We start from the raw sequence: 25,518 nt of genomic DNA on the forward strand, positions 1-25,518 counted from the left end.
CCATGGATGGCCTGCAAGCACCGCAGGGCCATGGATGGCCCTTCGGTGCGCCCCGGCGGGAGCAATGCCGGAGGGAAGGGACCCGTAGCGAAGCGAAGGGCCGGATGCAGGGACGCACGGTTTGCGCCACTTTGCCATGACAAAGTGGCCCGCCGTAAGGGCGCAAAGGTGAGTTCGCGTCACCATCGCGAATGGATCAGCTCGCAACATGCCAGACCAAAACGCTGGCACTGAAGTCGATGGGCATATCCATTCCCTGCGGCGGCTCCAACGGCTGGTTTCGCCCTTTACGGCGACCCACTTTTGAAGGCAAAAGTGGGCAAAACCCGTGTCCCTGCATCCGGCCCTTCGCTACACCCTTGCTCCCGCGGGGGCGCGCCGAAGGGCCGTCCCTGGCCCTGCGGCGCTCCCCACTACGCAAGGGTTCCACTCGGCCTCCTGAAGGGACGATCGGTGGCGCCTGGAATATCGCGCGCTCAGAAGCAAGAGCAAAAACAGAGCAATGCCGAATGCAGGGACGCACGGTTTGGCTACTTTGCCAAGACAAAGCAGCCGCCGTAAGGGCGCAAAGGTGATCCGGCGCCACCTTGGCAAATGGAGATGCACTCATCCCTCAAGGCCAACGCCACGGCCAACCACAGCCTGACGCCGCATGCGCTGGGCCAGTTTCGCAATGAGCTTCAGCGCAATGGCCGCAAACATCGTCGAGAACGCCAGCACATACCAGCCCCCCATGGGAATACGCTTGAAAAACGACAGACAGAACACCAGCGCAATGACCCACACACCCATGCTGTGCAGACGCTTCCAGGCCGTACCCCCGAGCCAGCGCATCGGTGCCTTGAACGACGTCAGGGTCAGCAACAGGATGAACACATAACCGAAGGTGCCGGGCAGGCTCGAAGTCACGGTTCGCCCGGCCCAGAACAGCGCCGGAAAGTGCTGGGCATACTGATAGATCAGCACCCCGTGCACCGCATGGGAAAAGGCAAACGCCAGGCCCAGGTAGCGCCGCTCGCGCAGCAGCCTGCGGGTGCTCTCGCCCGGCAACAGGATCGCCAGCGATGAGGCCAGGAAGGTCAGCAGAAACAGCGCATACGAACTGCGTGCAGTAGCACGAATGGCGCTGCGCAGGCCGTCTGAGCCCAGCGGGTGGGCGGCCAGGGTCAGCGCGGTCATGGCCAGGGTGAGCAGGGCGAGGAGGCCGAACAGCTTCCAGCCTGAAGGCAAGGCGGTGAGTTTCATGGGGGGCTCCGGGTGCAGAAGGCGACGACGGAGTGCCGTCGCCTGGTCTGCCCGGGAGTCTTGCAGGGGCGTTTATCTGCAGTGTGTCGGCCATTGGCGCTTATGTATCGGCATGTACAACCGACCTCACGCAGCGGCCGGACGCAACTCGATCTGCGCGCACAGGCCGCCACCCTCGCGGTTGCTCAAGGTCAGGGTGCCGCCAATGGCCTGGGTCAGTTGCTGGGCGATGGCCAGTCCCAGGCCCGTGCCACCGGTGTTGCGGTTGCGCGAACTTTCGAGCCGGTAGAAGGGCTTGAGCACCTCATCCAGCTCGTCGGCGGGAATACCGGGGCCGTTGTCCAGCACACGGATCACGGTGCTGTGGTTGGCGCCATGCTGGACCTCCAGCTGCGCGGCGCCGGCGAACTTCAGGGCGTTGTCGATCAGGTTCACCAGCACCCGGCGCAAGGCGTGGGGGCGGGTGTCGATCACCGCGCCATTGGTGGCCCCCAGCGCAACCTGCTGGCCACTGTCCTGGTAGTCGAGCACCAGGCTGTCGAGAAAGGCGTCCAGTTGCACCCGGCAACTAGCCTCGGTGCTGCCGTCGATGCTGCGGGCATAGGCCACGCCTTCGCGCACCAGGTGTTCCATGGCCTCCAGGTCGTTCCAGAGTTTGTCTTTTTCCGTGGAGGCGTCCATCACCTCGACCCGCAGCTTCATCCGCGTGATCGGGGTCTGCAGGTCGTGGGAGATGGCCGCCAGCAGCTGCATGCGCTCCTTGAGGTAGGCGCTGATGCGCGATTGCAGCGAGTTGAACGCCACCGCCGCGTAACGCACCTCCCGCGGCCCGCTTTCATCCAGCTTCGGGCCCGGGGCGTTGGGATCGAGGCTGTCCACCGCGTGGGCCAGGCGGGTCAAGGGGCCGATGGCCGTCTTCACCGCGAGCCAGGTACACAGCAGCAACAACGCCAACTGGATCAACAAGACCACCGGCAGCCAGGTCGACAGCGGCACCGACGCAGGTGTGACATCCACGGTCAGTGGGTTGCCATCGGCCAGGCGCAGGTGCACCTGAAAGTGCGGGCGCGGCCCTGGAATGCTCTGGTAGTCCAGCGCGTACTGGCTGCCGATGGCCTTGTCGATGGACTGCGCGGCCATCGGCGCATCGGCCAGGTTCAGGGGCCGGCCCGGTTTGCCGGTGTCCAGGCGGTACCGGTAGTTGCGCCGCTCCAGCCGTGGCAGCCAGGTCGCGCGCTCGGCGGCCGGCAAGCGGTCGAGGATGGCCACCGAGGTGGACACGTCCTGCTCCAGGTTGCCCAGCATCATCGAGCGGGAACTGACATAGCGCTCGTAGAACTGGAAGCTGAACGACAATCCGTAGGCCAGCACCAGGCCGGTGAAGAAGATCAGCGCCAGGCGCGAGGCCAGGGTGTGCGGCCAGCGCAATTGCAGCTTCATGAGGGCGACTCGACCAGTTGCACCGGCAGCGAGAACACATAGCCTTCGCTGCGCACCGTCTTGATATAGGCCGGCTCGCGGGCGTCATCCAGCAGGCGTTGGCGCAGGCGACTGACCAGCAGGTCGATGGAACGGTCGAAGATGTCCGCCTCGCGGCCCTGGGTCAGGTTGAGCAGTTGTTCGCGGCTGAGCACCCGCTGTGGGTGGTCGAGAAATACCCGCAGCAAGCGGTACTCGGCGCCGCTCAGGGCCACCAGGGTGCCCTCGGCATCGAGCAGGTGCCGCGCGGTGGTGTCCAGGCGCCATTGGCCAAAGGCGATCAGCCGGCTGCTTTCGCTGATGGTCAGGTTCGGCGGCAGCATGCGCGTGCGGCGCAGCACGGCGTTGATCCGTGCCAGCAGCTCGCGGGCCGAGAAGGGCTTGGTCAGGTAGTCGTCGGCGCCCATCTCCAGGCCGATGATGCGGTCGGTTTCATCGTTGCGGGCGGTCAGCATCAGCACCGGCGTGGCCTTGTGCTTGCCGGCGCGCAGCTCGCGGCACAGCAGCAGGCCGTCGTCGCCGGGCATCATGATGTCGAGCACGATCAGGTCGACCACATTGGATTCGAGAAAGGCACGCATCTGCCGGCCATCGGCGACGATGGTGGTGCGCAGCCCGTTCTTTTTCAGGTAGTTGCCTACCAGCTCTCTGATTTCGCGATCGTCGTCGACGATCAGCACATGATCGACATGATCCATGCCTGGCTCCTGTTCAGCGCTTTGGCGCCAGTGTACAGAGCGCCGGTGGCGCTTGCCTGCCGGGGTTTGTATTGCAGTGTATCTGCTGCGCCGAGAGATACCTGCTGAAGCAATGCGCAGGTTTACGGACACATCGTCGATACCTGGAGCGCCTCAAATAGGTCTCAACGGGAAGGGCTGTTCCTCCCCGGCAAAAGGGTGAAGCCTCACCCGGGAGACGCGAGATGAACTTCAAGACCCTGGCCCGCATCGGCCTGTTCGCCACCCTTGGCCTGGGCGCCTTCAGTGCCTTCGCCGACACCGCACAATCGGTACCCAGCTACCATTACGGCCAGCATCTGGATGTGAAGAAGGTGGTGGCTATCCATGACGACAACGCCAACCAGTGCGGGATCGTCACCGCGCAAATGGACTACCTGGACTCCCACGGCCAGCCCCATAGCGTGAAATACCAGAACTACGCCACCGGTGCCTGCCACGAAGGCGGCTAAGCGGCCTCAAGGAGAGAGAACGTCATGGCTTTGTTCACATCTTTGGGCGGCGCCCTGCGCCGCCTGAGCCCGGCGCGGCGCAGGGTCGGTATCGCCGCCGCGCTGGCCCTTGCAGTGGTCGTGCTGGGCCTGGGCGGCCGGCTGTTCGCAGGCGCCTCGCAAATGGACAGCCTGGGGCCGATGCCCGAGCTCAGCGGCGCCGTGCAATGGCTCAACTCGCCGCCGCTGGACCGCGAGGCGCTCAAGGGTAAGGTAGTCCTGGTGGACTTCTGGACCTACGACTGCATCAACTGCCGGCGCAGCCTTCCGTACGTCAACCAGTGGGCCAAGCGCTATGCCGACAAGGGCCTGGTGGTGATCGGCGTGCACACCCCGGAGTACGACTATGAAAACGATATCGGCAACGTCCGCGAGCAGGTGAAAAAGCTCGGCATCGAGTACCCGGTGGCCATCGACAACCGCTACACGATCTGGAACGCCTTCTCCAACCAGTTCTGGCCGGCGCACTACTTCGTCGATGCCCGCGGCCAGGTGCGCTACGTGCACTTTGGCGAAGGGGCGTATGACACCCAGGAGCAGGTGATCCAGCAATTGCTGGCGGAATTGCCAGGGCAGGCGGGCGCTGCTGCTCAGTCCCTTGAGAAGTAGCCTGTGGGCAGGGGCTGGTCTGCCGTCGCAGGGGCCCGCAGGGCTGCGGACAGCCGCACCATGGCCGTTTCGATCTCCCGTTCGCTCAGCGAGGCGTAGCCCAGCAGCCAGCCTTGGCGCTTGTGCTCGCCCTGGTACAGACGGCTGAGACCCGGCAGCAGCACGCCGGCCCTGGCGGCCAGGTCGATGGTGTGCGATTCGGACCAGCCCGGTTCCAGCAGGCAGGGTATCTGCAGGCCGCCCGGCGGGCGCAAGGCGGTGACGATGCCGGGCAAGTGCCTGGCGATGGCGTCGAGCAGGTAGCGGCGGCGTTGGGCATAGAGTTTGCGCATGGCCCGGACATGGGCGTTGTAGTGGCCGTCCTCCATGAAGCGTGCCAGGGTCAGCTGGAGTACCTGCGGCGTGTGTCCGTCGATGATGCTGCGTGCGTGGCTGAAGGGTTTGACCAGTTCCGGCGGCAGCACCATGTAGCCCATGCGCAGTCCTGGAAACGTATTTTCAGGGTTTCAAGCTCGAACGCGATTGCCATGTGGTCTGCCGTTTGTGGGTGAACTGGCCGGATCAGGCAGGCCAGTTTATTCGTGGACTTGCGTTTGCGTCACGCGCTCCACGGGATGGCGCGTTAGACTGAGCAATCCCATATCTGCAACGAGGTCACCTGTGAAATACGCCATTGCCCTGCTGCTGAGCCTTGCGCCGTTGCTGACCAGTGCTGCCCAGGTCGGCGAGCACCTCAAGCCCTGGACCTTGCTCGACCAGTATGACCAGGCCTACAGCCTCAACGAGCAGACCCGTATCTTGCTGGTGGCGCGCAACATGGACGGCGCCAAGCTGGTCAAGGCGGCCCTGGCCGAGCGCCCCAAGGGGTATCTGGAAGCTCGGGGGGCAGTGTTCGTCGCCGACATCCAGCGCATGCCGGCGCTGATTTCAAAGATGTTTGCCATTCCAGCCATGCGTGACTACAGCTACCGCGTGTTGCTCGATCGCGAGGGCAGTGTGGCCAGCCGTTATGCCGGTGCCGAGGACAAGGTGCTGTGGCTGCAACTGGACAAGGGGCAGGTGGTGGCAGAGCACGAATACGCCACGGCCCAAGCGCTGCGCCAGGCGCTCGAACACGCGGTAGGAGAGGGCTCGCCCCGCGATTGACCCCCACCACCGCATCGCGGGACAAGCCCGCTCCTACAGCCCCGTAGGGCCTTGATTTGACCGCTGTCAGCGTCGGTATAGACTCCATGCACATCGTTGCTCAATGTGCAGTTTGAAAGGAGTTCGAACATGAAGTTGGGATTACCGGTGTTCCTGGCTGCGGCCGCGCTTTGCGTGCCAGCGGCACAGGGCTTTCAACTGCAACCGCAGATCAAGCATGGCAACGAGTTGATCGTCGCGGCGGACAACAGCGGTTGGTACCGGCGCATGAACGATATCGGCGCATGGGCCGTGGACAAGTATTCGCACCCGGTGCATGAAGCCATCACCGCGCTGATGTACCAATGCAAGGGGGGTGTCTGCCCAGAGAACCTGGTGCCCGTTACCGCCCCGCCTGCCGTGCTGGCCGGGGTACGCTGGAACGACAACCCGCCATTCATTCTCAAGCGCACCTCGCTGGCAGGCTGCGCCAACCGCTACATCCAGTTACCCATCGAACCGGTGTGCTGGGCCGATATCTTCAAGGCCGGGCAGCGTGATGCCAGTAAATCGAAGAACCCGGTGTTCTATCAGTACGATCCGGGGCAGGCAGAGCAATATGCCTTGCTGTTGCGTTCGCACTTCGGTGACCTGCAGTTCCTGCATGCGATGGCCTCCCGGCCTGATGAGCGTGCCGGGCACACCCGCGACAAGATCATGATGTGGGTCGAGTTCACCTGGCGCATCACCACCGGCGAGTTCGACCGCGGTACCGACATGGTCCAGGCGAGCCAGCGGATGAGCCTGGGTTCGCCGACCTTGCTGGATTACTTCGGCCGTGGAGAAACGGTGCAGTTGTTGTTTTTCAAGGGGGAGCCGGCGTTCGCCCGGGAGTTCAAGGACTTCGCCTTTGGCTCATTGCTGCACCTGGTTCAGGACAGTTACTCGACGGCCCACCTGTCTCGCACCTCGGCCAGTGGCAAGTTGTGCGAAGGTACGTCGTACGAAGCACCGGGCAGCATCGAGCAGTTCTACAACTATGTGGGCCAGAATGCCAATGCCCACTCCGAGCGCGACACCCACAACGCCTTTGTCAGCCACTGGCGGCAGGAGCCTCCGCCCAATCTGGTGGACGTTGGCGCCGTGTTGATCGAAATGAAGCAGCGCAACGACACTTGGGAAACGGCAAGGCCGTACTTCGAGTGCCTGTTCCGGACCGTCGATCCACTGGCCAGGCCAGGGCATGGCGGAATCTAGTCAGGAGGCCGTTGTCAGCACGGGTACCTGCAGGGTCGACTTCACTCGCTCCAGCACCACGATGGTCCTGAACCACTTCACATTGGGGTTATCGTGGAACAGCCGGTGGGTCAGGGCCTGGTACTGGCTCATGCTCGCCACCGTCAGCACCAGCATGAAGTCGGCATCGCCGGTGACGTAGTAGCACTGCTGGATCTCGGGCCCGGAGAAGGTCTGCTTCATCAGCTCAAGGTCCGCCGACTGGGTACGGTCGGCGTGCACCTCGACCATCAGGGTAATCACCTGACCGACCTTTTCCGGGTCGATCACCGCCGTGCTGGCCTGGATGAAACCGGTTTTCTTCAGCCGCTGGATACGCCGTTGCACCGATGCCGTGGACAGGTGCACCTGCTCGGCCAGGGTGCGTAGCGGTACGCTGTTGTCCTGCTGCAGGGCATCGAGCAGGGCGAGGTCGAAGTCGTCGAGTGCAGGTTTGGCGTGCAAGATTTTCTCATCCAGGCAGGGAAAAACGAGGGCACTTATCAGCGGCGATGCAATAAATTACCACGCATCGCTCCCTCACAAGAAGAACGCCGACATGGACTCTCATACCTCATCCAACGCTACCCTTGGCGTGCTGCTCAACGTCCTGGCGTCGGTGCTGTTCGCCGTGATGTACGCCTACACCAGCCTGCTCGCGCCCCTGGATGGCGAGGAAATCTACGGCTGGCGGATTCTCCTGACCGTGCCCTGCCTGACCCTGATGGTGATCGCCAGCGGGCACTGGCACGAAGTGCGCCGGCTGTTTGCACGGTTGCTGCGCGAGCGCCTGTTCTGGGCCGTGCGCCTGCTGTCGGCGGCCCTGCTCGGGGTCCAGCTGTGGCTGTTCATGTGGGCGCCGGTCAATGGCTACGGCCTGGATGTATCGCTGGGCTACTTCATCATGCCGCTGACCATGGTGGTGCTTGGCCGCCTGGCCTTCAACGACAGCATCAGCCGCCTGCAACTGCTGGCCTGCGCGGTGGCGGCGGTAGGCATCATCAACCAGGTCGCCATTGCCAAGGCCATTACCTGGCCGGTGCTGGCGGTGGGGCTGGGGTACCCGTTGTATTTCTGGCTGCGCCGGGTCAGTGACAGCAACAACATGGGCGGCCTGTGGTTCGACATGACCTTGAGCCTGCCGGTCAGCCTGTGGCTGGTGCTCAAGGGGGGCGTGGTGCTTGAGGTGGCCGGCAGTGGCTCGACCTTGCCCTGGCTGGTGCTGGGCCTGGGGGCGATCAGCGCTTCGGCACTGGCACTGCAGGCACTGTCGGGGCCGCGCCTGAACCTGACCCTGTTCGGCCTGCTGGTCTATGTCGAGCCGGTGCTGCTGGTGCTGGCCGCGATCCTCCTGGGTGAAAGCATCGCCCCGGCGCAATGGCCGACCTACATCGCCATCTGGCTGGCGGTGCTGGTATTGGTGGTGGAGGGCGGCCTGAGCCTGAACGGCGGCCGCCGCCGCGGTTACTCGCCCAGCCGTTGCTCGCGTGAAGGCGGATAACCGAAGTAGGCGCTGTAGCACTTGCTGAAATGCGAGACCGAGACGAAGCCGCAGGCAATTGCCACATCCATCAGCGGCAGGTCGGAATACTGCAGCAGGCGCCGGCTCTTGGTGATGCGCAGTTCCATGTAGTAACGGCTCGGCGAGGTGCCCAGCTGAGCCTGGAACAGGCGGTCGATCTGGCGTCGCGAGCGACCGCTGTAGGTGGCCAGCTGGTCCAGGCTCAGGGTCTCTTCCAGGTTGTTTTCCATCAGTTCGACGATGGTACGCAGCGGTACGCTCATGGACTTTTTCGAGCTGCTGTCCACCCGGCGAAAGCGCGCCCCGGAGAACGCCAGGATTTCCTCGACGCCGGCCGCCAGGGCTTCACCCTGTTGCAGCTTGAGCAGCGCCAGCATCATCTCCAGCGCACCGTTGGGGCTGGCGGCAGTCAGGCGGTCGCGGTCCAGGACGAAACTGGCCGGGGTGATGCTGCTCTGCGGGCTGCGCTCGGCCAGGCTCGCCCGTTGCTCCGGGTGAATGGTGCAGCTGTAGCCGTCCAGCACCCCCGCGCGGCCGAGAAAGTAGGCGCCGTTCCACAGACCGCCCAGCGCCAGCCCGTGGTCGGCGGCATCGGCCAGCAGCTTGTCCAGTTCGGGGTATTTGAGCGGCGTGCGCAGGCCGCCGCAGACCACCAGCAGGTCCAGTGCCGGCCGCTCGAACGGCGTTGCATAGATCTCAAGGCCCAGGTCGCTGGTGACCCGTTCGCTGCCCAGTGACAGCGGGGTGATGCTGAACAGGTTGTTCTGCAGCAGGTTGGCGGTGACCAGCACATCCATGGCCACGGTGAAGCTGGCCATGGAGAAGTTTTCCAGCAGCAGGAAGCCCACGCGCCAGGCGGGTGAGGACGCAGCTTCCGGGTGCTTGAGGTTCAGCATGTTTGTTGTACTGGTTTTCTTGCTGAAGTGGCGAGGGGTGGGCAATTTGAGCTCCGCGGGGCAAAGATGACGGCATGCATCGAATGATGCCAGAGATTGGGTGTTGCGACTGCTGCGCAATCAATCGCAGGCTTCGCCAGCTCCTACAATGTATGGGCCTCTGCCTGTGGGAGCTGGCAAAGCCTGCGATCGAGCGCGAAGCGGTCGCTTGCTGTAATTGGCCAGCAATGGCACGGTTACCCGCAAACCTCAGGAGCCCACCGCCATGCACGGCCAGCCCTTCCATCCCTGCCAGGCCCTTGCCGACACCTTGCTGCCCCATCTGCCCGATAGCAGCGGTGACGGCGCCCACGACCTGGCGCACATTCACCGGGTCTGGACCAACGCCCGGGCCATACAGGCCGAGGAGGGTGGCGACCTGGAGATCCTGCTGGCCGCGACCCTGCTGCACGACTGCGTGGTGGTCGAAAAAAGCTCGCCGTTGCGCAACCAGGCCTCGACCTTGTCCGCCGAGCGGGCCTCGGCAATCCTGGCCGGGGAGGGCTGGCCCGCTACGCGCATCCAGGCCGTCGCCCACGCCGTACAGACCCACAGCTTTTCCGCAGGCCTGACCCCCACCAGCCTTGAAGCGAAGATCCTGCAGGACAGCGACCGCCTCGACGCCATCGGCCTGGTTGGCGTGGCCCGCTGCTTCTATGTGGCCGGGCGCAATGGCAGTGCCCTGTACGACTTCAGCAATCCCTACGCCCAAGGACGCGGGTATGAAGATAACCACTACGCAATCGAGCACTTTCACACCAAACTGCTAAAACTGGCCTCAGGTTTTCAAACTGCAGCCGGCGCACGCATGGCCTCTGAACGCCACGAACGCCTGGAGCAGTTCCTGCGCAACTTCATGCACGAGATCGCGTCCAACCACACCTGAACACTAACGCCGAGCCGCACCATGCCCACATCCCACCTGGACCCGCTGCGCAAGGAGATCGAACAACTGCCGATCACGCCACCGCCTGCGCCCTGGCAGCTGAAGGCGCGGTTCACGGTCGCAGGTCTTCTGGAAGTGGGCTTCGACCGCGACAGCGAACTGTTGCTGATCGCTTCGAGCTCGGGCCGCAGCGTGATCGATTGCCGCAGTGGCGAGCGGGTCGCCCGCGATCGCACCGACAACCTGGGCAGCGACCGCCACCTGGAAACCCGCGGCATCGGCCCGCTGCAGGAGAGGATCATCCGCATGGCCGGCATCAATGGTGGCGGCCTGCCAGTAGCCACGGCCGATGGCTGGATGATCGAGGACATCACCCTGGTATGGCCTGCGCAGCACCTGCTGCTGGTCGAACCCGGCTCCTGGCTGCACGGCGCCCGCTATCACCGGCCGGCGGTGTTTCACAAACTGGCGGTGGAGCTGGAGGTGAGGGCGTTCGGGTTTTCCTATAGCGGGTTGAGTCTGGTGATTGCCAGTGGAGGGGAGGTGGTCGTTTTTGGGCGATGCTGACCGATTTTTCGATCCCTTCTTCAGGGAGAGGGTGTTCGAAATCGGGGAGAGTGCAGGCTGGTGTGGATTCAAGCAAGCATCCATCTAACGGCCTGCTCGCGTCGGATGATCTTGTCAGTGAAGGGCCAGGGGCGCGGGTAGCGATGTTTGACGTTGTGCGTCGGCATAATCTGGCCCTGTTCGAAGTAGCGCACCACCTCTTCGCTCCAGACCGACTTGGGCATGTAGTGCCAGTTGATTTTCCAGTAGCCGCTCACCGGGCAGGCCTCGCCGCTGTGGGCGCTGGAGTTGAGGGGCAAGAGGTGTGACTGGTTGAAACCCGCTGCGCCTGGCATTGGCTTGCCGGTGGCAGGGTCGAGGCGTTTGGCCTTGGCCAGTTCACCGATCAGGGTTTCGCTGGGCTTGGGAGGGGGGACATTGGCGAGGCGCTCTTCCAGCCATTGCAGCTTGCCATCCCAAGGGGGCAGCTTGGCGGGGGGCAGGGGCACGATTTCGTTGATTTCGGGGACTTTGGGGTTGGCGTAGGAGTAGTTGGCGAGGATACGCCAGATTTTTTTGTAACGATCGGCACGCTCATCATCTTTTTGCTGACCTAGATAATGTATTATATTATTTGGTTTAGGGTCACGAAAAGCAGCGGACAAACGAGAGGCTGCGCTCTCGTGCCCTGCAGCTACACCGAGTTGGAATATTTTAAGTGCATCTTGGTATTGTCCCAGTCCTTTTAAGTTGACCCCTAAAGCTACAGCAGCTTTTCCATGACCTTGCTCCGCAGCACAGCGATGCATCTGGCGGGCAATATCGGGAGCGATATCGCTCGGTGCCAGCTTTTCTGCAATGTAATACTGCGCCTCGGCGTTACCTTCATCTGCTGCCTTGCGATAATATCGTAGCGCCATCTCTGGATCGTTTTTTAAGGCCACCGCCCGTTGCAAGAAATAGCCTATAAAGAAATGGCCCGTAGCAACTTCCGCATCAATGAGTTGTTGGCTCATCCGCAGATGCTCTTCTCTTCCAAGTTGGTAGTGACCGCGCAGCGCACCATTCTGCAGGTTGATGTTAGCCTTGTAATGGCCACTCTCCAGTGCTATACGGTAGAGTCGTTCTATCTGAGCATAGATTGCTTCTTCCTGCCTGAGTTGGTTATTTTTCTCCAGCCAACGGGCGTACTTGAACAATTTATCGCTATCCACGGAGGTTTCGGGGAATTGCTCATGTTTACAGGTAAAGACCAAGTTGTCCTTGATTTGGGAGGGCGAGCTCACGGGAGTATCCTTCTTCAAGTCAATCATGGTGGGAGCTGCAATAATAACTCCCGCTAGCAATAGGCAAGTAATTAATAATGATTTGTGCATCAATCCAAGTTACTCAGGGTTGGTTCGTCATAACGGAATTCGACCAGTGAGGCGTATGGGGCTCCATGCTGTTTGTCATTTTGACGGTTTTTATTATCCTGGATTATCTCGCTCCAAGCTTCGAATGCCTCCGCTGGGGCATCCTGTACCCCCTCTCCATTAGTGTGTAAATCCCACAATTTCCGTCTCAGCGCCTGAGTCTCACTCGCCCATTCATGGGCAATATTCAACTCACTATCGACCTGCATACTGCGTGTATTGATATTGGCCGAGCCGAGGGTGGTGAACACATCGTTGACGATCATCAACTTGGAGTGGATGTACACCGGCATCCACGGCTTCCCGGCGGGCGAGTCGGGGGCGACCAGGGAGCACACATGGATCTTCAGGCCTGGGCGCGGTTCCGGGGTGATGGTGCTTTCCTCGATCTTCCTGATCTGGTCCTTGAGTACGGCTTGCCGCCAACGACGGTCGCTGGCGCGCTGCTGCTGAGCGTCCCTGGCCTTGCTGCTGGCCTCGCCACCGCCCAGCGTGTCGGTGAGGCTCGTCATGGTGATCAAGGCCTGCATTTCGAGCAGCTCGGCGAGCGTCGGTTCGGCTTTGGCCGCTTGGGCTTGCGCCTGGTTGATGCGCTGCAATTTGGTGACCTGGGGTATGGTGTCGGCGCGACCAAGGCTTGCAAGCATGCGCTGGGTGTTCACGGTGCCTGCGCCAATGCCGTCGTCGGTGGCGTTGGTGATCACAAACAGGTGCAACGCGCCGTGCAGGCCGGGATCACGTCCTTCGCGGGTCTGGTCGGCGGCCGCTTGCTTGATCGCCTCGGCCAGGGGCGGCCAGCGGAAGTACTGGTTCTCGATGTAGATGAACTGGGTCGCGTTGTTGACGGCCTTGAAGTGCAGCGCTTCGATATCACGCTTGCCTTCCTGTGGCTGGGTCCGGAGCAGTTGGACGAGCTGCTTGGTGGCCTCGGGACTGCATTGAAGCTTCGGCCCCACTAACCTGGCCTGGCGCAAGGCGAACAGGTCTTCGCCGGTCTCCTTGCGCCAGGCGCTGGCGAAGTTGTGGTGCAGGTGTTCTAGGATCGGCCCGCTGACCCGGCTGGAAATGTCCTGGCGAGGTGTATCGCCCCGTGGGCCACGGTTAGGCGCAGGCTTGGCGTCTTGCGAACGGTTCAGCGCAGTGTGATCGTCGGTGTCCCAGTACTCGTCAAGCATGTTGTGGCCCATGACAAAGCCGACGGCACGGTCTTCCAGTTCGTAGTCAACCAGCACAGCCTTCTGATGATGGGTCGGTGCGATGGTCATTGCGAAGTTGGTGCTGGGGCTGAGCTGCGGATCAAGGCTTTTGTAGCGTGCCTGGTAGGCAATTTCAGCCCGTTCGAAGAGGCCGAAGCCGCGACCGACGAACACCGGAATATTCCGCTCTGCACGAAGTGCTGCAGCCATGTTGTCGGGCATTGCGCAGAGGTTGAACCATTCGCGGTCATAGGCGTATTGGTCTTGTGTCGAGCGTTGCAACACTCGATCCCCAAGGCGAAATGGCCCCTTGCCGGGCAGGTTGGCTTCGCCGCCAAACCCGGCACTGTTGAACGGAAACTCCCAGCCGAGGATACGCACCTCCACCCCCTTGCGGGCTTTGGCCATCAACAGTTCGCCAATACAGGGCGCGTTGCCGTCCCTGATGAAGTACATCGACGGCTGAAAGCCCCAGCAGATGATGTCGACGGACTTTTCCGCCTGGGCGATGGCCAGGTGCACCGCCCTGAAGGCGACTTCGCCGTTGATCAGGGGCTCGAAGGTGGCCGTCGCAGGGGGGTATTCGGTGTTGGTCACATACCAGGGCGATGAGCACGTCGCCTGCTGGGTGTGCTGGAGTGCAAGTGGCACAACGATCTCGGGCTGGCTCATTGTGTCTTTCCTTTCTGCGCCGTTGTACTTTCCATCGCCGCTGTGTAGAGGGCGCGGTGGTCCGCATGTGAGTCGGGCTGGCTCAACTCGCCATCGGTTTGCGAGGGGTGATTGTGCAAACCCTGGTTGGCCAGGTGCCCCTGCTCGACGTTGCTGTACTCGTCCGGCACCGGTATGCGGAAGGTCACGCCATTGGCCATCTGCAGTCGGTAGTGGCGGGTCACCACCTGATGCTCGACCGACAGTTGCCCGCTTGCGTCCAGCACCCCTTGCTGCAACACGCCGCCGTCGGCGAAGAGGGTGTAGGGCATGCCGGTCCAGGCCGCGTGCGGAGCATTAGGGGCCTGGGGGATGTTCAGTGTTACGGTTTGCGGCAGCACCTGACGCTTGGGGTAGTCCGGGTGCGCGGCGGTCATGTTGGCCGCCCCGCTGTATTCGAAGCGCGCCGACTTGACCTCGTAGTCGCCCGCCGTACCCGACTCGATGCGCCCGGCGTCGAGGGTGATGTAGCTGCCACCGGCATTGAGGGTGATCTTTTTCTTTGCGGTGAGGCGGATCTCGTCTTCCGTGCTGGTGATCTCCAGGCCCTGGCGCGCCAGTACCTGCAGGCTGTCGTTCTGCGCCTGCACGCAGACCGGCCCCTGGTTGGCCACCAGCTTGATACCCAGCTTGCGCACGAACAGGCTCAGGCCCTGGCCGACACCGATGAACAGGCGCTTGACCACACTGAGGTCGGCTTCGCCACCGGCGTTGAGCATCAGGTTGTGCTGCGCCGCCAGCTGCAGGTGCGCGCCACTGCTCAGGGCGATGCCCTGCGGAGCGCTGAGCAGCAGCACTGCCGCTTTCAGTTCATCGAGTTGCTCGCGTAGCAGGGCCACCTGCGCGGCCACGTCGGCGGGTTCGACCTGGCTGGCCTGGGCATCGACGCTCAGTGCTTGCAGTTGTTCGCCGGCCTGTTGCAGGCGAGCCCGCGCCGCGCTCATTTCCAGCACCGGGCCCTGGGCCTTGACCTGCCCATCGGCGCTGATGAACACCCCCTTGCCCGCGCGGATCGCGCCCCAACCATCGCTGCGCAACTCGAAGCCTTCACCGCGCTTCTGCTTCTTACTGTCGACCAGATACCCCAGGTTCAACTGGCTCTTGCCGCTGTGCTCGGTACTGAGCTTGATGTGCTCCTGCCCCCGCGTGTCATCCAGGCGCAGCTTGTTGTTGGCCGGCGTGCGCAGTACGTTGCGCTTGTAGTTGCGCAGGCTGACATGATCCGGGTGCTGGTCGTCGTGCAGGGCGTGGGCAATGTACGGACGGTCCGGGTCGCCCTGTTCGAAGGCCACCGCCACTTCGGTGCCGGCCAGCAGCGGCAGGTGCAGGCCGTGGGTGTCGCCGGCGTAGGGCCGCGCCAGGCGCAGCCACAGGCTTTCTTCGCCCAGCCGCCAGCTGTCGCGGTCGAACAAAAAACGCACCTTGTAACGGCCGTGCAGGTCGATGTGCCCGTAAGGGTCGTTGGCCCGCGTGCTGCTGACCCGCGCCGGCACGGTGCCGGCGATCTGCGGCTTGTCCAGCAGGGGTGGACGAAAGCAGATCTCGTAGTCGAACGGCATGCCTTCGAAGGTCACCCGCAGGCTGCTATCACGCGCGGCCTGCACACGCACGGCGGTGATCAACGCCCGCTCGGCGAAGGCCGCAGGCGCCTCGCCGGCGACCTCCAGCACCTGCCCCGGCGCCATGGCGGCACTGCTGCTGGCCCCGCTCAGCCGGGTGCGTTGGTTGAGGTAGCGCTCGTGGCGCAGGCGGGCGTAGAAGTAGCCGCTCTCGCTTTGCAGGCGTTCGTCGCGGGCGTAGCGATCGCCCAGTTCGCGGTAGGCTTCGGCGTAGTGGTAGGCCTCGCCGTAGGTGCCTTGCGCCCCTCGGCTGTGGTCGATTTCGCCGTCGAGATGAGCATGGGCATCGCGGTGGTCATAGGCGCGGATGTTGACCTGTTGCTCCACCACCTGGTGGCTGGCCTGCAACTGCCACACGGCATCCTGGTCAGCGCTGCTCAGCCCCGACGGCGATAACTGCGGCAGTACGAGGCCGAACTGGTAGTGGCGGGTGTCGTCGTGGAATTCCACCACTTCGATCCCTAAGCGCTCGTCGCTGCTGAAGCGGTACCAGATGCCGACCTCGGCCAGCAGCCGGCTGATGAAGGCCAGGTCGCTTTCGCCGTACTGCATGACCTGTTCGCGTCGCGGGTACTCGCGGGCCAGGGTGAAGAGGAAGTCCTCGCCGCGAAAGTCGTGACGCTCGCGCAGGATCTGCTCGACGATCTGCGGCACCGAGCGGTCCTGGTAGATCCGGTACTGGCGGCCCAGGCCAAGCCGGGCCAGGCGCGGCTGCAGGGTGACCTGGTAGCGCGCCTCGTCGCGGGAGGCGGACAGGCGCTGGAAGGCGCCGATCATCCCGTAGCGGGTGCGCAGCGGCTTGATCTCGGGCTCGGGCAGGCCCAGGTACAGCAGTTTTTGCGGCGGCGGATGCAGGCTGAACGCGGCGCTGCGACCGAGCAGTTGGTCGGCGGCCAGGTCCAGCACCGTGCAGGTGAACTCGATGGTGTAGCTGAACGGCTGGCTCAGTTGCTCCCTGCCGTCGAAGGCCAGCACGTCGAGCGGCGCGTCAAGGCGGGTGACCTTGAGGCGGTGGCGGTTGTGGGTGAGCAACGGACCGATGACGCTGGACATGCTGGCGAGCCTCCCTGGCTGGTGGTGTGCAGGGGGCGTTGTTTCCACCCTGACTACAGCATCGGGAAGCTTTTCATGGTGGTGCTTTTAGCGGATATGGGAAATGTCCTGTGCTGGAGTAGGGCGCTTCTTTGATGGCAATATCGGCTCCGTTGTTGAGAACGGAATTTCCTTCACTCCTCACAGGGCACACATCCATGGTCACCTGCTACCTGCGCTACGTCCTCGATCCCTACAAGCTCGCCGAGTTCGAACACTACGGCAGACTCTGGATTCCCCTGGTCGAGCGCTTCGGCGGCCAGCACCATGGCTATTTCCTGCCCAGCGAAGGCGCCAACAATATCGCCCTGGCGATGTTCACCTTCCCGAGCCTGGCCGAGTACGAGCGCTACCGCCAGGACTCGATGAACGACCCCGAGTGCCTGGCGGCCTTCCAGTATGCCCAGGACACCCAGTGCATCCTCAGCTACGAGCGTTCATTCTTTCGCCCGGTGTTCGGCAAGGACTGATCCGTTGAAACGGCGCTGGCGGTCGAGCACCGCCAGTGCAACGTTGAAAGCCCCTCCCTGAATGACCCCTCGTCGCTTTTCGGTAGGATTTTTCCCATTGTGTGGGAATCCTGTTTCACCCTTTGGGAAAACCTTGTGCACCATGTTCACAAGGAGCCCATATGAACTACACCACCCCGACCGACCGCCTGCTGCAGATTCTCGTCGCCCTCGGCCAGGCCCATGAAGCCGTGTCGGCCAAGGAGCTGAGCCTGCAGCTGGAGCAGCCCTTGAGCAGCACCTACCGGCACCTCAAGACCTTGCTGCGATGGGGCCTGGCCGAAGACAACGGCCATGGCCGCTACCTGCCGGGGCCGGCGTGCCTGCAACTGGCGAAGAAGTTCGACCGTGAGGCGCTGCTGGTGTCGCAGGCCAAGCCCGAACTCAAGCGCCTGGCCGAACTGAGCCAGGAAAGCGTGGCGCTGATGGTGCCGAGCAATGGCCAGGCCATCTGCATCGAGCTGATCGACAGCCCGCAACCGCTGCGCTGCTGCTACCAGAAGGGCCTGGCCCAACCGCTGCTGGTGGGGGCTTCGGCGCGGGTGCTGCTGGCCCATATGGAACCGGAGCGTTGCCAGGCGATCCTCGCCGAGCACGGGGTGGACGCCGACGGCATTGATGCCTACCGGCAAAGCTTTATTGCCATTCGCGCCCAGGGCTACGCCGTGAGCCTGGGCGAAATCGACGACGGCATCTGGGGCGTCAGCGCCCCGGTGCTCGACAGCCGCGACCGCCTGCATGGCGCGATCAGCCTGATGGCCCCGGCCCTGCGCGCGGCGCAGAACAGTGAGCGCCTGACCCGCTGGACCCGTGAGGTCGCCCTGCGCGTAGGGGCGCGGCTGGACTGAATCAACCTGGAGTACCTTGCATGAGCGCCAACCTTTCCTTGCCGATCTGGCAGGGCCGTATCGATGCAGCCGAAGGATCGTCCGCCCTGCGCTGGCATCAATGGGTGCAGCCCTACCACAGTGAGCAACCGGCCGGCACCGCGCTGGTGGGCCTGGCCTGTGACGAAGGGGTCACCCGCAACCAGGGCCGCAGCGGCGCCCGCCAGGGGCCACCAGCCCTGCGCAAGGCGCTGGCCAACCTGGCCTGGCGCGGTGAGCGCCCGGTGTATGACAGTGGCGATATCGTCTGCCTCGGCGCTGACCTGGAAGGCGCGCAGCACGCCTACGCCCGTCGTGTCTGCCAGTTGCTCGACCAGGGCCATCTGCCCCTGGGGCTTGGCGGCGGTCACGAAATCGCCTATGCCAGTTTTCTCGGCCTGGCCGAACACCTGTGCAAGCAGGAGGCACGTCCGCGCATCGGAATCCTTAACTTCGACGCCCACTTCGACCTGCGCCACGCCGCGCAAAGCAGCTCGGGCACGCCGTTCCGGCAGATCGCCGAATACTGCGAGCAGGCCGGGATGGCCTTCGACTATTGCTGCCTGGGCGTGAGTGAGCTGAACAACACTCAGGCCCTGTTCGACCAGGCCGAGCGCCTCAATGTGCGTTACCGCCTGGACCGGCAGATGCAGCCGTGGTGCATCCCGGCCCTCGAAGCCTTTGTCGATGAATTTCTCGACGGCATCGACCACCTGTACATGACCCTGTGCCTGGACGTGCTGCCCGCCAGCCAGGCCCCCGGCGTCAGCGCGCCGTCAGCCCATGGCGTCGACCTGATGGTGGTCGAACACCTGGCCCGACGCGCCAAGGCGAGCGGCAAGCTGCGCATGGCCGACGTCGCCGAACTCAATCCCGGCCTCGACCAGGACCAGCGCACCGCCCGCATAGGCGCACGGCTGCTGGCCAGCCTGGTCGACTGACCTTTTGACCCGACTCTCTCCAGTATAAAAACAAGAGTGCTTACCCATGCTGACCCTGCAACTCGATGCATTGACCACCGTCGCCCTGGCATTACTGCTGCTGGCGATGGGCGCGAAACTGAAAAAGCACAGCCACTGGCTGCGTCAATTGTGCGTACCGGCCCCGGTGATCGGCGGCTTCGGCTTTGCCCTGGTGGTGTGGCTGCTGCGTGACCAGCAGTGGCTGGACATCAAGCTCGACACCGCCATGCAGACTCCGCTGATGGTGTTGTTCTTCACCACCGTCGGTCTGGGCGGCAGCCTCGGCCTGCTGCGCCAGGGCGGCAAGATCCTGTTCATCTACCTGGGCGCCTGCTGGGGCCTGGCGCTGCTGCAGAACGTGGTCGGCGTGAGCATGGCCAAGGTGCTGGGCATCGATCCGCTGCTGGGGATCATGGCCGGCGCCGTTTCGCTGGAAGGCGGCTTCGGTGCGGCAGCGGCCTTCGGGCCGATTGCCGAAAGCCTCGGCACGGCCGGCGCCACCACCGCGGCATTGGCTTCGGCGACCTTCGGCATGGTGGCCGGCGGCCTGCTCGGCAGCCCACTGGCGCGCTACCTGATCGACCGCAAGAAGCTGGCGGTGCAGACCGACCGGGTCGATTCCCTGCAAGCCCTGGAAAAGGCCAACGAAACTCCCGCCGTCACCCTCGACGCCACGGTGATCCTGCGCCTGTTGACCTGCATGCTGGTGATCATGGTGATGGGTTTCTGGATCGGTGATGCCTTGAAGGCGCACCTGGGGATCGTCCTGCCGGTGTATGTCGGCGCCATGTTCGTCGCCATCGTGCTGCGCAACTTCAACGACCGCGCCCGCCTGATCGAGATCCCCGACAACGCCGTCAGTACCATCGGCGACATCAGCCTGGGCATGTTCCTGACCATGGCAATGATGAGCCTGAAGTTCTGGGAGCTGGAACAACTGGGCCTGCCGCTGCTGGTGATCCTGGTGGTGCAGGTGGCGATCATGGTGCTGCTGTGCGTGTTCGTGCTGTTTCGCCTGTTCGGCGGCAACTATGACGCGGCGGTGCTGTGTGCCGGCTACATGGGCCACGGCCTGGGCGCCACGCCGAATGCGGTGGCCAACATGGGCGCCATCTGCGACCACTACAAGGTGTTTTCGTACAAGGCCTTCATCATCGTGCCGCTGTGTGGCGCGGTGCTGATCGATATCGTGGCCTTGCCGTTGATTACCTGGTTCATGAACGCCTTCAGTTGATCGGGTGATTCGTATCGCGGGGCAAGGTTGTAGCCGCTGCCGCCAGGCTGCGATTGGTGGGAGCGGGCTGTCGATCGCAGCCTCATTCCAGAGCAGCGGCTACGGGGAATTGGCGTTCAGTGGCCATCGCCGGCGTTGCCGGCTCCCACAGGGTTTCGGTGTAAACCGCCCCCTGTGTGGGAGCTGGCGAAGCCTGCGATCGACTGCGCAGCAGTCGCAATGCCTCTACGACCGCTTCGCAGCCGGGCGGCAGCGGTACACGCCATGGGTCATACCGGTTGACGCGCCGTACGCCGCTGCAGCGCGCCCCGCGACAGGCGATCGAGCAGCAGCGCCACCGCGACGATCGCAAGGCCCGCGCGAAGGCCCAGGCCCATCTCCATGCGTGTCAGGCCACGGGTGACTTCTGCTCCCAGCCCCCCAGCCCCCACCAACCCGGCCAGCACCACCATGGCCAGCGACAACAGGATGCACTGGTTCAGCCCCACCAGCAGGGTGGGCATGGCGCAGGGCAGTTCGATCTTGAGCAGGATCGTGCGTGGTTTGGCACCCGTGGCCTGGCCCAGCTCCAGCAGGTCCTTGGGTACTTGGTTGAAGGCCAGGGTGGTCAGGCGCAGCATCGGTGGAATGCCGTAGATGATGGTGGCGATGATCGCCGGCACCTTGCCCAGGCTGAACACCATCACTGCCGGGATCAGGTACACCCAGGGCGGCACGGTCTGCATGACGTTGAGCACCGGGCCGAGGATCGCCTCCAGGCGTTTGACCCGCGCCGCGACGATACCCAACGGAAAGGCGATGGCCACGGAGATCAGTACCGAGACCGAGACCAGCGCGATGGTTTGCATCGACGCGCTCCAGAAACCACTGATCCAGCAAAAACCCAGCATGCAGGCGGCCAGCAGCCCGGCCCGGCGACTGATGAACAGGGCCGTTACGCCGGTGATCAGGACGATCATGGCCCAGGCTGGCAACGCCAGCAGCCCCCCTTCGATGCCGCCCAGCGCCGCCTCGATGAAGCGGCTGATGGCAGCGAACAGTGGGTGCAGGTTGGCGTTGAGCCAGTCGACCGCCGGGGCCAGGTAGCTGCCCGGGGAGAAGGTGATGTCAGTGAGTGCCATGGCCGATTCTCCGGGTGGTGCGAGTGGTGCTTTGTGCCAGGCGATCGAGGATCAGGGTGAGGATCACGATGGCAATGGCGGCATTGATCGAACGGGCGATATCCAGGGTGCGGATGGCGCCGTAGATCACCTCGCCCAGACCGCCAGAGCCGACGATGCCGGCGATCACCACCATGCCGAAGGCCATCATCAGGCTCTGATTGACGCCGGTCATGATGCTCGGCAGGGCGAAGGGCAGGCGGATCTTGAAGAACTGCTGCCAGGCACTGGTGCCGCTGGCATGGCCCAGCTCCAGGAAGACCTTGGGCGTCATGCTGATACCCAGGGCGGTCAGGCGCAGCACCGGTGGCACCGCGACAATGAACGTGGCGACCAGGGCGGTGGCGGTGCCATAACCGAGCAGGGCAATGGCCGGCAGCAGGTAGATGTAGGGCGGAAGGGTCTGGATCAGGTCCAGTACCGGTTCGAAGATGCGCTTGAGGGGCGCCGACAGGCCCGCTGCGACGCCCAGTGGAATACCCACCGCCAGGGCCAGGAGGGTCGCGGTCAGCACCAGTGCCAGGGTGCTCATGGTTTCGGGCCACAGGCCCATCAGTGCACACAGGCCCAGGGCCAGTGCCGCGCCGATGGCAAAGCGCAACTGTCGGGTCAGGTACCAGGCCAGCAGACCGATCAACAGCGCCATGACCGGGAAGGGCGCCAGGCTGAACAGCCAGTACACGGCCTGGTACAGGCCCTTGAGCATTTCATCGAACAGGTCGAACACGGCGGCCCCATGGTCCGACAGCCATTCCAGCGCGGCATCGACCCGGGCGTCGAACGCGTCGGCAAAGTCATCCGGGTTCATAGCGATTTCTCCAGCTGCGTTACGGACGGTTCGAGCCCCTCGCTGGCTGGCGATCCCTGCACCCCACGCAGCAGGTCGCGCTGGGTGACGATGCCGACCACCACGCCCTCCTGGACGATGCCCAGGGCATCCTGGCCGCAGCGCACCATCAGGTTGATCAGGGTGTCGAGGTCGCTTTGCGGGCTGGCGCTGGCGAGCGCGGCAAGATCGACCGCGGGATGCGCGGCGCGGTAGTCGGCCGGCGAGGTCATGATCGAGTGAGCCTTGACCAGGTGCAGCCGGGAGATACCGGCGACGAACTCCGCCACATAGTCATCGGCGGGGCTCAGCACGATCTCTTCGGCGGTGCCTTCCTGGATGATCACGCCATCCTTCATGATCGCAATGCGGTCGCCGATGCGGATCGCTTCCTCCAGGTCATGGGTAATGAACACGGCGGACTTGCCCAGCGACTTGGTCAACTGGCGGAACTCATCCTGCAATTGCCGACGGATCAGCGGGTCGAGGGCGCTGAAGGGTTCGTCCATGAGGATGACCTCCGGGTCGGAGGCAATCGCACGGGCCAGGCCGACCCGTTGCTGCATGCCGCCGGACAGTTCGTCCGGATAGCGGGCAACCCAGTCGCCGAGGCCGACCTTGGCCAGTGCCCGTTCGGCCACGGCATGGCGTTCGGCCTTGCCCACGCCTTGCACCTCAAGGCCAAATGCGGCGTTCTCCAGCACCGTGCGGTGCGGCAGCAGGGCAACGCTCTGGAATACCATGCCGATATGTTTGGCCCGTACCTCGCGCAAGGTGGCGGTATCGAGCCTGGCGATATCCTTGCCCTTGACCAGCACTTCACCGGCGGTGGGGGTGATCAGCCGGTTGAGCAGGCGGATCAGCGTGGACTTGCCACTGCCCGACAGGCCCATGATGCAGAAGATCTCGCCACGGCGTACCTGCAGGCTGACGTCCGAGACGCCGACCACGCAACCGAAGTCCTGCAGGATCTGCTTCTTCGACAATCCGCGCTCGCGGTAGGCCTGCATGGCGGCAGGGGCCCTGTCGCCAAATATCTTCCACACGGATCGGCAATCAACCAGTACTTCTTCAGCGCTATTCGTATTCATATCGCACCCGACGAACCAGAGGTTTCTGGTTTGTTCTTGTCAGTTCAAGTTCGGCAGTGGCAGTAACAGGACAACTCAGTACTTTTTAATGTTGTTCCAACGCTTGAGCAGCTCGGCGTGGCTGTCGGTCCAGTCCTTGATCGCCTGGTCCATGGATTTGCCATCCTTGACCGCACCGTTGATGGCGGTGATGTCGGCCAGCGGTACATAAACGCTGGCAATCACTTCACGCGCCTGCGGGTTGTTCGCCGAGAAGCCCTTCTGGCCGATCCAGTAGTAGCCCTGGGGCGGGGCGAAAGCGCCTTTGGGGTCCTTGAGGAACTTGACGTCGAATTTCTGGAACATCCACGACGGCTCCCACAGGGTGACGGCGACCCACTCCTTGCGGTCCACGGCCGACTTCAGGGCTGCGGTCATGGCCGCGGTGCTGCCTTCGAGCAGGTTGAGTTTCAGGCCGTATTCCTTGACCGCGGTGGCAGCCTCGCTCATCAATCCCGAGCCGGGTTCGATGCCGACGATCTTGTTGCCGAACTTGTCAGCCTGTTCGTTGAGCTGCTCCAGCGAGTCGATGGTCACGTACTTGGGCACGGCGATGGCCTGGTAGAGGCCGTGGGACACCGGTGAGATCTTCTCCAGCTTGTTCTTGTTCTTGTTCCAGTAATCCTGGGCAACGTAGTCGATCTGCGAGGCGAGGACCTGCACATCGCCCTTGCTCAGGGCGGCGTAGGCGATGCCCCATTCGGAGAAGGACGTGACATTGACCGTGTAGCCTTGATCCTCCAGGGCTTTCTTGGTGATGCCGGTGATCGGGGTGAGGTCTTCCCAGGACAGGGTGCCCATGTTGATGACTTTTTCTTCAGCCTGTACCTGGGCGATGCCCAGGCCGACCAGTGCCAGAGTGCAGAGTGCCTTGCAAAAGCGATTCATAGTGAAGCTCCTGTTGTGGTGTCGGTTGGGGCGCGCAGGCCCCGTGTTGTTATTGAATTTCACCTGCCTGCGCCGAATCCGGCGCAGGGTTCACCCCGCAGGCTTCTTGCCGCGTACCGTGCGTGACTCCTGTCGTCACCGGTTCAGAAAGTGCTGGTGCCGGTTTCAGCCAAACCTGTCATCGATCAGTGCGTCGGCATTGATGGAATCGGGCGCGATGAACATCTGCATGTTTCCCCGCGACAGTTCCCAATGCTCGAACACCAGGTCGACCACGGCGGACTCATCGTGTTTGCCAAAGGCCTCGATAAAGGCGTCGTGGTGCTCGACGGCCAGCACCAGGTGCTGTTCCATCTGTTCGTTGCGCGGGCGGAAGAAGGTGTGGCCGATGCGCGCATGATCGATCAGCAGGCGGCCCAGGCTCGGCTCAAGGTATGGATTGCCCGACATCTCGCCCATGATCTGGTGGAAGCGGTTGTTCTCCACCACCATCGACAGCGCGTCGTGGCCCAGGCTTGCGCGACGAAAGCGCTCCTGGGTGGCCTTGAGGTCGTTGAGCTGGCCCGGCTTGAAGTTCTGCACGGCCAGCCGGCCGATGGCCGCATAGACCATGGGCGCCACCAGAAAGAAATTCCTCAGGGTCGAGTGGTTCATCGGTGCGACCCGGGCACCGCGGTTTTCTTCGATGGCCAGGTAGCCTTCGCCCGCCAGGCGGCGGAACACTTCCCGCACCGGGGTACGCGACAGGCCGTAGCGTTCGCTCAGGCCCAGCTCGTCCAGCACCTGGTCCGGATCCAGCTCCATGGTCAGGATCTGGCGTTTCAGATCCTCGTACAAATCGCTCTTGCCACTTCTCACCTTGGAACCTCCGTATGTGACGGACTACCCGGATTCGTTGACTTCCAGAGCAGACTCGCACGGGTTTCGGGAGTGGTCAATCGAATTGTATTCTTTGTGTATACCGACAGAATTCTGTGAAAATACACTCACACCGCGGTTTTCCTAGGCTTTTCATCGATCTAGGTAAAGCCTGCGTGCCCTGGTCGCTGGCGCGAACGGA

The 25,518-nt window shown here is 63.2% G+C and carries 24 protein-coding genes and 1 pseudogene; 11 read left to right on the forward strand and 14 right to left on the reverse strand.

What is annotated here, in order from left to right; genetic code table 11:
* Positions 1 to 606: 606 nt before the first annotated feature.
* From ACIQUS_RS14680 to ACIQUS_RS14690, 3 genes are all read right to left on the reverse strand, one after another.
* Positions 607 to 1,245 carry a hypothetical protein gene (locus ACIQUS_RS14680; RefSeq protein ID WP_403048053.1) on the reverse strand — a complete coding sequence of 213 codons (639 nt, stop codon included), beginning with the start codon at positions 1,243 to 1,245 and terminating at the stop codon, positions 607 to 609.
* A 126-nt stretch (positions 1,246 to 1,371) separates the two neighbouring features.
* Complete coding sequence (locus tag ACIQUS_RS14685; RefSeq protein WP_403048253.1) at positions 1,372 to 2,673, reverse strand: ATP-binding protein; 1,302 nt, start codon at positions 2,671 to 2,673, stop codon at positions 1,372 to 1,374.
* An 8-nt stretch (positions 2,674 to 2,681) separates the two neighbouring features.
* A complete protein-coding gene (locus tag ACIQUS_RS14690) occupies positions 2,682 to 3,422 on the reverse strand; it encodes a response regulator (protein ID WP_403048054.1) in 741 nt (246 codons plus the stop codon).
* A gap of 224 nt (positions 3,423 to 3,646) precedes the next feature.
* Here ACIQUS_RS14690 and ACIQUS_RS14695 point away from each other — a divergent pair, with 224 nt between their 5' ends.
* Together ACIQUS_RS14695 and ACIQUS_RS14700 are read left to right on the forward strand one after the other, a co-directional pair.
* Positions 3,647 to 3,913: a DUF2790 domain-containing protein gene (locus ACIQUS_RS14695; protein WP_403048055.1), complete on the forward strand. Its 267-nt coding sequence runs from the start codon at positions 3,647 to 3,649 to the stop codon at positions 3,911 to 3,913.
* 24 nt (positions 3,914 to 3,937) lie between these two features.
* The gene (locus tag ACIQUS_RS14700) at positions 3,938 to 4,561 is read left to right on the forward strand and encodes a thioredoxin family protein (RefSeq protein ID WP_403048056.1); all 624 of its coding nucleotides are present in this window, start codon (positions 3,938 to 3,940) and stop codon (positions 4,559 to 4,561) included.
* On the opposite strand, the pseudogene ACIQUS_RS14705 reads toward ACIQUS_RS14700, so the two are convergent.
* Positions 4,543 to 5,052, reverse strand: a pseudogene (locus tag ACIQUS_RS14705) (PLP-dependent aminotransferase family protein); the annotation flags it as partial. The gene ACIQUS_RS14700 and the pseudogene ACIQUS_RS14705 overlap by 19 nt on opposite strands.
* Before the next feature lie 169 nt (positions 5,053 to 5,221).
* Between ACIQUS_RS14705 and ACIQUS_RS14710 the strand changes: the two are divergent.
* Complete coding sequence (locus tag ACIQUS_RS14710) at positions 5,222 to 5,707, forward strand: FAD/FMN-containing dehydrogenase (protein WP_403048057.1); 486 nt, start codon at positions 5,222 to 5,224, stop codon at positions 5,705 to 5,707.
* Positions 5,708 to 5,836: 129 nt separating this feature from the next.
* On the forward strand, positions 5,837 to 6,943 hold the full coding sequence (locus ACIQUS_RS14715) for a hypothetical protein (RefSeq protein ID WP_403048058.1): 1,107 nt from the start codon (positions 5,837 to 5,839) through the stop codon (positions 6,941 to 6,943).
* Here ACIQUS_RS14715 and ACIQUS_RS14720 read toward each other — a convergent pair whose 3' ends face one another.
* The gene (locus ACIQUS_RS14720) at positions 6,944 to 7,426 is read right to left on the reverse strand and encodes an Lrp/AsnC family transcriptional regulator (RefSeq protein ID WP_403048059.1); all 483 of its coding nucleotides are present in this window, start codon (positions 7,424 to 7,426) and stop codon (positions 6,944 to 6,946) included.
* 94 nt (positions 7,427 to 7,520) lie between these two features.
* Between ACIQUS_RS14720 and rarD the strand changes: the two genes are divergently transcribed.
* Positions 7,521 to 8,462, forward strand: coding sequence for an EamA family transporter RarD (rarD, locus tag ACIQUS_RS14725; protein WP_403048060.1), 942 nt, complete (start codon positions 7,521 to 7,523; stop codon positions 8,460 to 8,462).
* Here rarD and ACIQUS_RS14730 read toward each other — a convergent pair.
* Positions 8,426 to 9,424, reverse strand: a complete 999-nt coding sequence (locus ACIQUS_RS14730) for a GlxA family transcriptional regulator (RefSeq protein WP_403048061.1) — start codon at positions 9,422 to 9,424, stop codon at positions 8,426 to 8,428. The two genes, rarD and ACIQUS_RS14730, sit on opposite strands and share 37 nt — an antisense overlap.
* A 220-nt stretch (positions 9,425 to 9,644) precedes the next feature.
* On the opposite strand from ACIQUS_RS14730, the gene ACIQUS_RS14735 reads away from it, so the two are divergent.
* Positions 9,645 to 10,304 carry an HD domain-containing protein gene (locus ACIQUS_RS14735; RefSeq protein ID WP_403048062.1) on the forward strand — a complete coding sequence of 220 codons (660 nt, stop codon included), beginning with the start codon at positions 9,645 to 9,647 and terminating at the stop codon, positions 10,302 to 10,304.
* A gap of 21 nt (positions 10,305 to 10,325) precedes the next feature.
* Positions 10,326 to 10,871 carry a hypothetical protein gene (locus tag ACIQUS_RS14740; protein WP_403048063.1) on the forward strand — a complete coding sequence of 182 codons (546 nt, stop codon included), beginning with the start codon at positions 10,326 to 10,328 and terminating at the stop codon, positions 10,869 to 10,871.
* 68 nt (positions 10,872 to 10,939) lie between these two features.
* On the opposite strand, the gene ACIQUS_RS14745 is transcribed toward ACIQUS_RS14740, so the two are convergent.
* The 3 genes from ACIQUS_RS14745 to ACIQUS_RS14755 form a co-directional block, all read right to left on the reverse strand.
* Complete coding sequence (locus ACIQUS_RS14745; protein WP_403048064.1) at positions 10,940 to 12,136, reverse strand: sel1 repeat family protein; 1,197 nt, start codon at positions 12,134 to 12,136, stop codon at positions 10,940 to 10,942.
* An 89-nt stretch (positions 12,137 to 12,225) separates the two neighbouring features.
* Positions 12,226 to 14,133, reverse strand: coding sequence for a phosphatidylserine/phosphatidylglycerophosphate/cardiolipin synthase family protein (locus ACIQUS_RS14750; RefSeq protein WP_403048065.1), 1,908 nt, complete (start codon positions 14,131 to 14,133; stop codon positions 12,226 to 12,228).
* Positions 14,130 to 16,844 carry a type VI secretion system Vgr family protein gene (locus tag ACIQUS_RS14755; protein ID WP_403048066.1) on the reverse strand — a complete coding sequence of 905 codons (2,715 nt, stop codon included), beginning with the start codon at positions 16,842 to 16,844 and terminating at the stop codon, positions 14,130 to 14,132. The genes ACIQUS_RS14750 and ACIQUS_RS14755 overlap by 4 nt, the downstream gene beginning before the upstream one ends.
* Before the next feature lie 197 nt (positions 16,845 to 17,041).
* Here ACIQUS_RS14755 and ACIQUS_RS14760 point away from each other — a divergent pair, with 197 nt between their 5' ends.
* The 4 genes from ACIQUS_RS14760 (at position 17,042) to gltS (ending at position 20,454) form a co-directional block, all read left to right on the forward strand.
* Positions 17,042 to 17,353, forward strand: coding sequence for an NIPSNAP family protein (locus tag ACIQUS_RS14760; protein WP_403048067.1), 312 nt, complete (start codon positions 17,042 to 17,044; stop codon positions 17,351 to 17,353).
* Positions 17,354 to 17,514: 161 nt separating this feature from the next.
* Positions 17,515 to 18,240 carry an IclR family transcriptional regulator gene (locus tag ACIQUS_RS14765; protein ID WP_403048068.1) on the forward strand — a complete coding sequence of 242 codons (726 nt, stop codon included), beginning with the start codon at positions 17,515 to 17,517 and terminating at the stop codon, positions 18,238 to 18,240.
* 20 nt (positions 18,241 to 18,260) lie between these two features.
* Positions 18,261 to 19,199: a formimidoylglutamase gene (gene hutG, locus ACIQUS_RS14770; protein ID WP_403048069.1), complete on the forward strand. Its 939-nt coding sequence runs from the start codon at positions 18,261 to 18,263 to the stop codon at positions 19,197 to 19,199.
* Between the two features lie 46 nt (positions 19,200 to 19,245).
* Complete coding sequence (gltS, locus tag ACIQUS_RS14775; protein WP_403048070.1) at positions 19,246 to 20,454, forward strand: sodium/glutamate symporter; 1,209 nt, start codon at positions 19,246 to 19,248, stop codon at positions 20,452 to 20,454.
* 269 nt (positions 20,455 to 20,723) lie between these two features.
* Here the strand turns inward: gltS and ACIQUS_RS14780 are convergent, their stop codons facing one another.
* The 5 genes from ACIQUS_RS14780 to ACIQUS_RS14800 all read right to left on the reverse strand — a co-directional run bounded on the left by ACIQUS_RS14780 (position 20,724) and on the right by ACIQUS_RS14800 (position 25,316).
* Positions 20,724 to 21,575, reverse strand: a complete 852-nt coding sequence (locus ACIQUS_RS14780; protein WP_403048071.1) for an ABC transporter permease — start codon at positions 21,573 to 21,575, stop codon at positions 20,724 to 20,726.
* On the reverse strand, positions 21,562 to 22,422 hold the full coding sequence (locus ACIQUS_RS14785) for an ABC transporter permease (protein ID WP_403048072.1): 861 nt from the start codon (positions 22,420 to 22,422) through the stop codon (positions 21,562 to 21,564). Before ACIQUS_RS14785 ends, ACIQUS_RS14780 begins: the two co-directional genes overlap by 14 nt.
* Positions 22,419 to 23,531: a glycine betaine/L-proline ABC transporter ATP-binding protein gene (locus ACIQUS_RS14790; RefSeq protein WP_403048073.1), complete on the reverse strand. Its 1,113-nt coding sequence runs from the start codon at positions 23,529 to 23,531 to the stop codon at positions 22,419 to 22,421. Before ACIQUS_RS14790 ends, ACIQUS_RS14785 begins: the two co-directional genes overlap by 4 nt.
* A gap of 75 nt (positions 23,532 to 23,606) precedes the next feature.
* Positions 23,607 to 24,458: a glycine betaine ABC transporter substrate-binding protein gene (locus ACIQUS_RS14795; protein ID WP_403048074.1), complete on the reverse strand. Its 852-nt coding sequence runs from the start codon at positions 24,456 to 24,458 to the stop codon at positions 23,607 to 23,609.
* Positions 24,459 to 24,623: 165 nt separating this feature from the next.
* Positions 24,624 to 25,316, reverse strand: coding sequence for a GntR family transcriptional regulator (locus ACIQUS_RS14800; RefSeq protein WP_403048075.1), 693 nt, complete (start codon positions 25,314 to 25,316; stop codon positions 24,624 to 24,626).
* Positions 25,317 to 25,518 lie beyond the last annotated feature (202 nt).

Origin of the sequence: Pseudomonas sp. NPDC090755, from assembly GCF_044769005.1 — a bacterium.
Lineage (GTDB): Bacteria > Pseudomonadota > Gammaproteobacteria > Pseudomonadales > Pseudomonadaceae > Aquipseudomonas.

Excerpts from the sequence above, each read along its gene's own strand:
- ACIQUS_RS14680 (WP_403048053.1), bottom strand. The coding sequence starts at position 1,245 with ATGAAACTCACCGCCTTGCCTTCAGGCTGGAAGCTGTTCGGCCTCCTC.
- ACIQUS_RS14690 (WP_403048054.1), bottom strand. The coding sequence starts at position 3,422 with ATGGATCATGTCGATCATGTGCTGATCGTCGACGACGATCGCGAAATC.
- ACIQUS_RS14695 (WP_403048055.1), top strand. The coding sequence starts at position 3,647 with ATGAACTTCAAGACCCTGGCCCGCATCGGCCTGTTCGCCACCCTTGGC.
- ACIQUS_RS14700 (WP_403048056.1), top strand. The coding sequence starts at position 3,938 with ATGGCTTTGTTCACATCTTTGGGCGGCGCCCTGCGCCGCCTGAGCCCG.
- ACIQUS_RS14715 (WP_403048058.1), top strand. The coding sequence starts at position 5,837 with ATGAAGTTGGGATTACCGGTGTTCCTGGCTGCGGCCGCGCTTTGCGTG.
- rarD (WP_403048060.1), top strand. The coding sequence starts at position 7,521 with ATGGACTCTCATACCTCATCCAACGCTACCCTTGGCGTGCTGCTCAAC.
- ACIQUS_RS14735 (WP_403048062.1), top strand. The coding sequence starts at position 9,645 with ATGCACGGCCAGCCCTTCCATCCCTGCCAGGCCCTTGCCGACACCTTG.
- ACIQUS_RS14740 (WP_403048063.1), top strand. The coding sequence starts at position 10,326 with ATGCCCACATCCCACCTGGACCCGCTGCGCAAGGAGATCGAACAACTG.
- ACIQUS_RS14750 (WP_403048065.1), bottom strand. The coding sequence starts at position 14,133 with ATGAGCCAGCCCGAGATCGTTGTGCCACTTGCACTCCAGCACACCCAG.
- ACIQUS_RS14755 (WP_403048066.1), bottom strand. The coding sequence starts at position 16,844 with ATGTCCAGCGTCATCGGTCCGTTGCTCACCCACAACCGCCACCGCCTC.
- ACIQUS_RS14760 (WP_403048067.1), top strand. The coding sequence starts at position 17,042 with ATGGTCACCTGCTACCTGCGCTACGTCCTCGATCCCTACAAGCTCGCC.
- ACIQUS_RS14765 (WP_403048068.1), top strand. The coding sequence starts at position 17,515 with ATGAACTACACCACCCCGACCGACCGCCTGCTGCAGATTCTCGTCGCC.
- hutG (WP_403048069.1), top strand. The coding sequence starts at position 18,261 with ATGAGCGCCAACCTTTCCTTGCCGATCTGGCAGGGCCGTATCGATGCA.
- gltS (WP_403048070.1), top strand. The coding sequence starts at position 19,246 with ATGCTGACCCTGCAACTCGATGCATTGACCACCGTCGCCCTGGCATTA.
- ACIQUS_RS14780 (WP_403048071.1), bottom strand. The coding sequence starts at position 21,575 with ATGGCACTCACTGACATCACCTTCTCCCCGGGCAGCTACCTGGCCCCG.
- ACIQUS_RS14785 (WP_403048072.1), bottom strand. The coding sequence starts at position 22,422 with ATGAACCCGGATGACTTTGCCGACGCGTTCGACGCCCGGGTCGATGCC.
- ACIQUS_RS14790 (WP_403048073.1), bottom strand. The coding sequence starts at position 23,531 with ATGAATACGAATAGCGCTGAAGAAGTACTGGTTGATTGCCGATCCGTG.
- ACIQUS_RS14795 (WP_403048074.1), bottom strand. The coding sequence starts at position 24,458 with ATGAATCGCTTTTGCAAGGCACTCTGCACTCTGGCACTGGTCGGCCTG.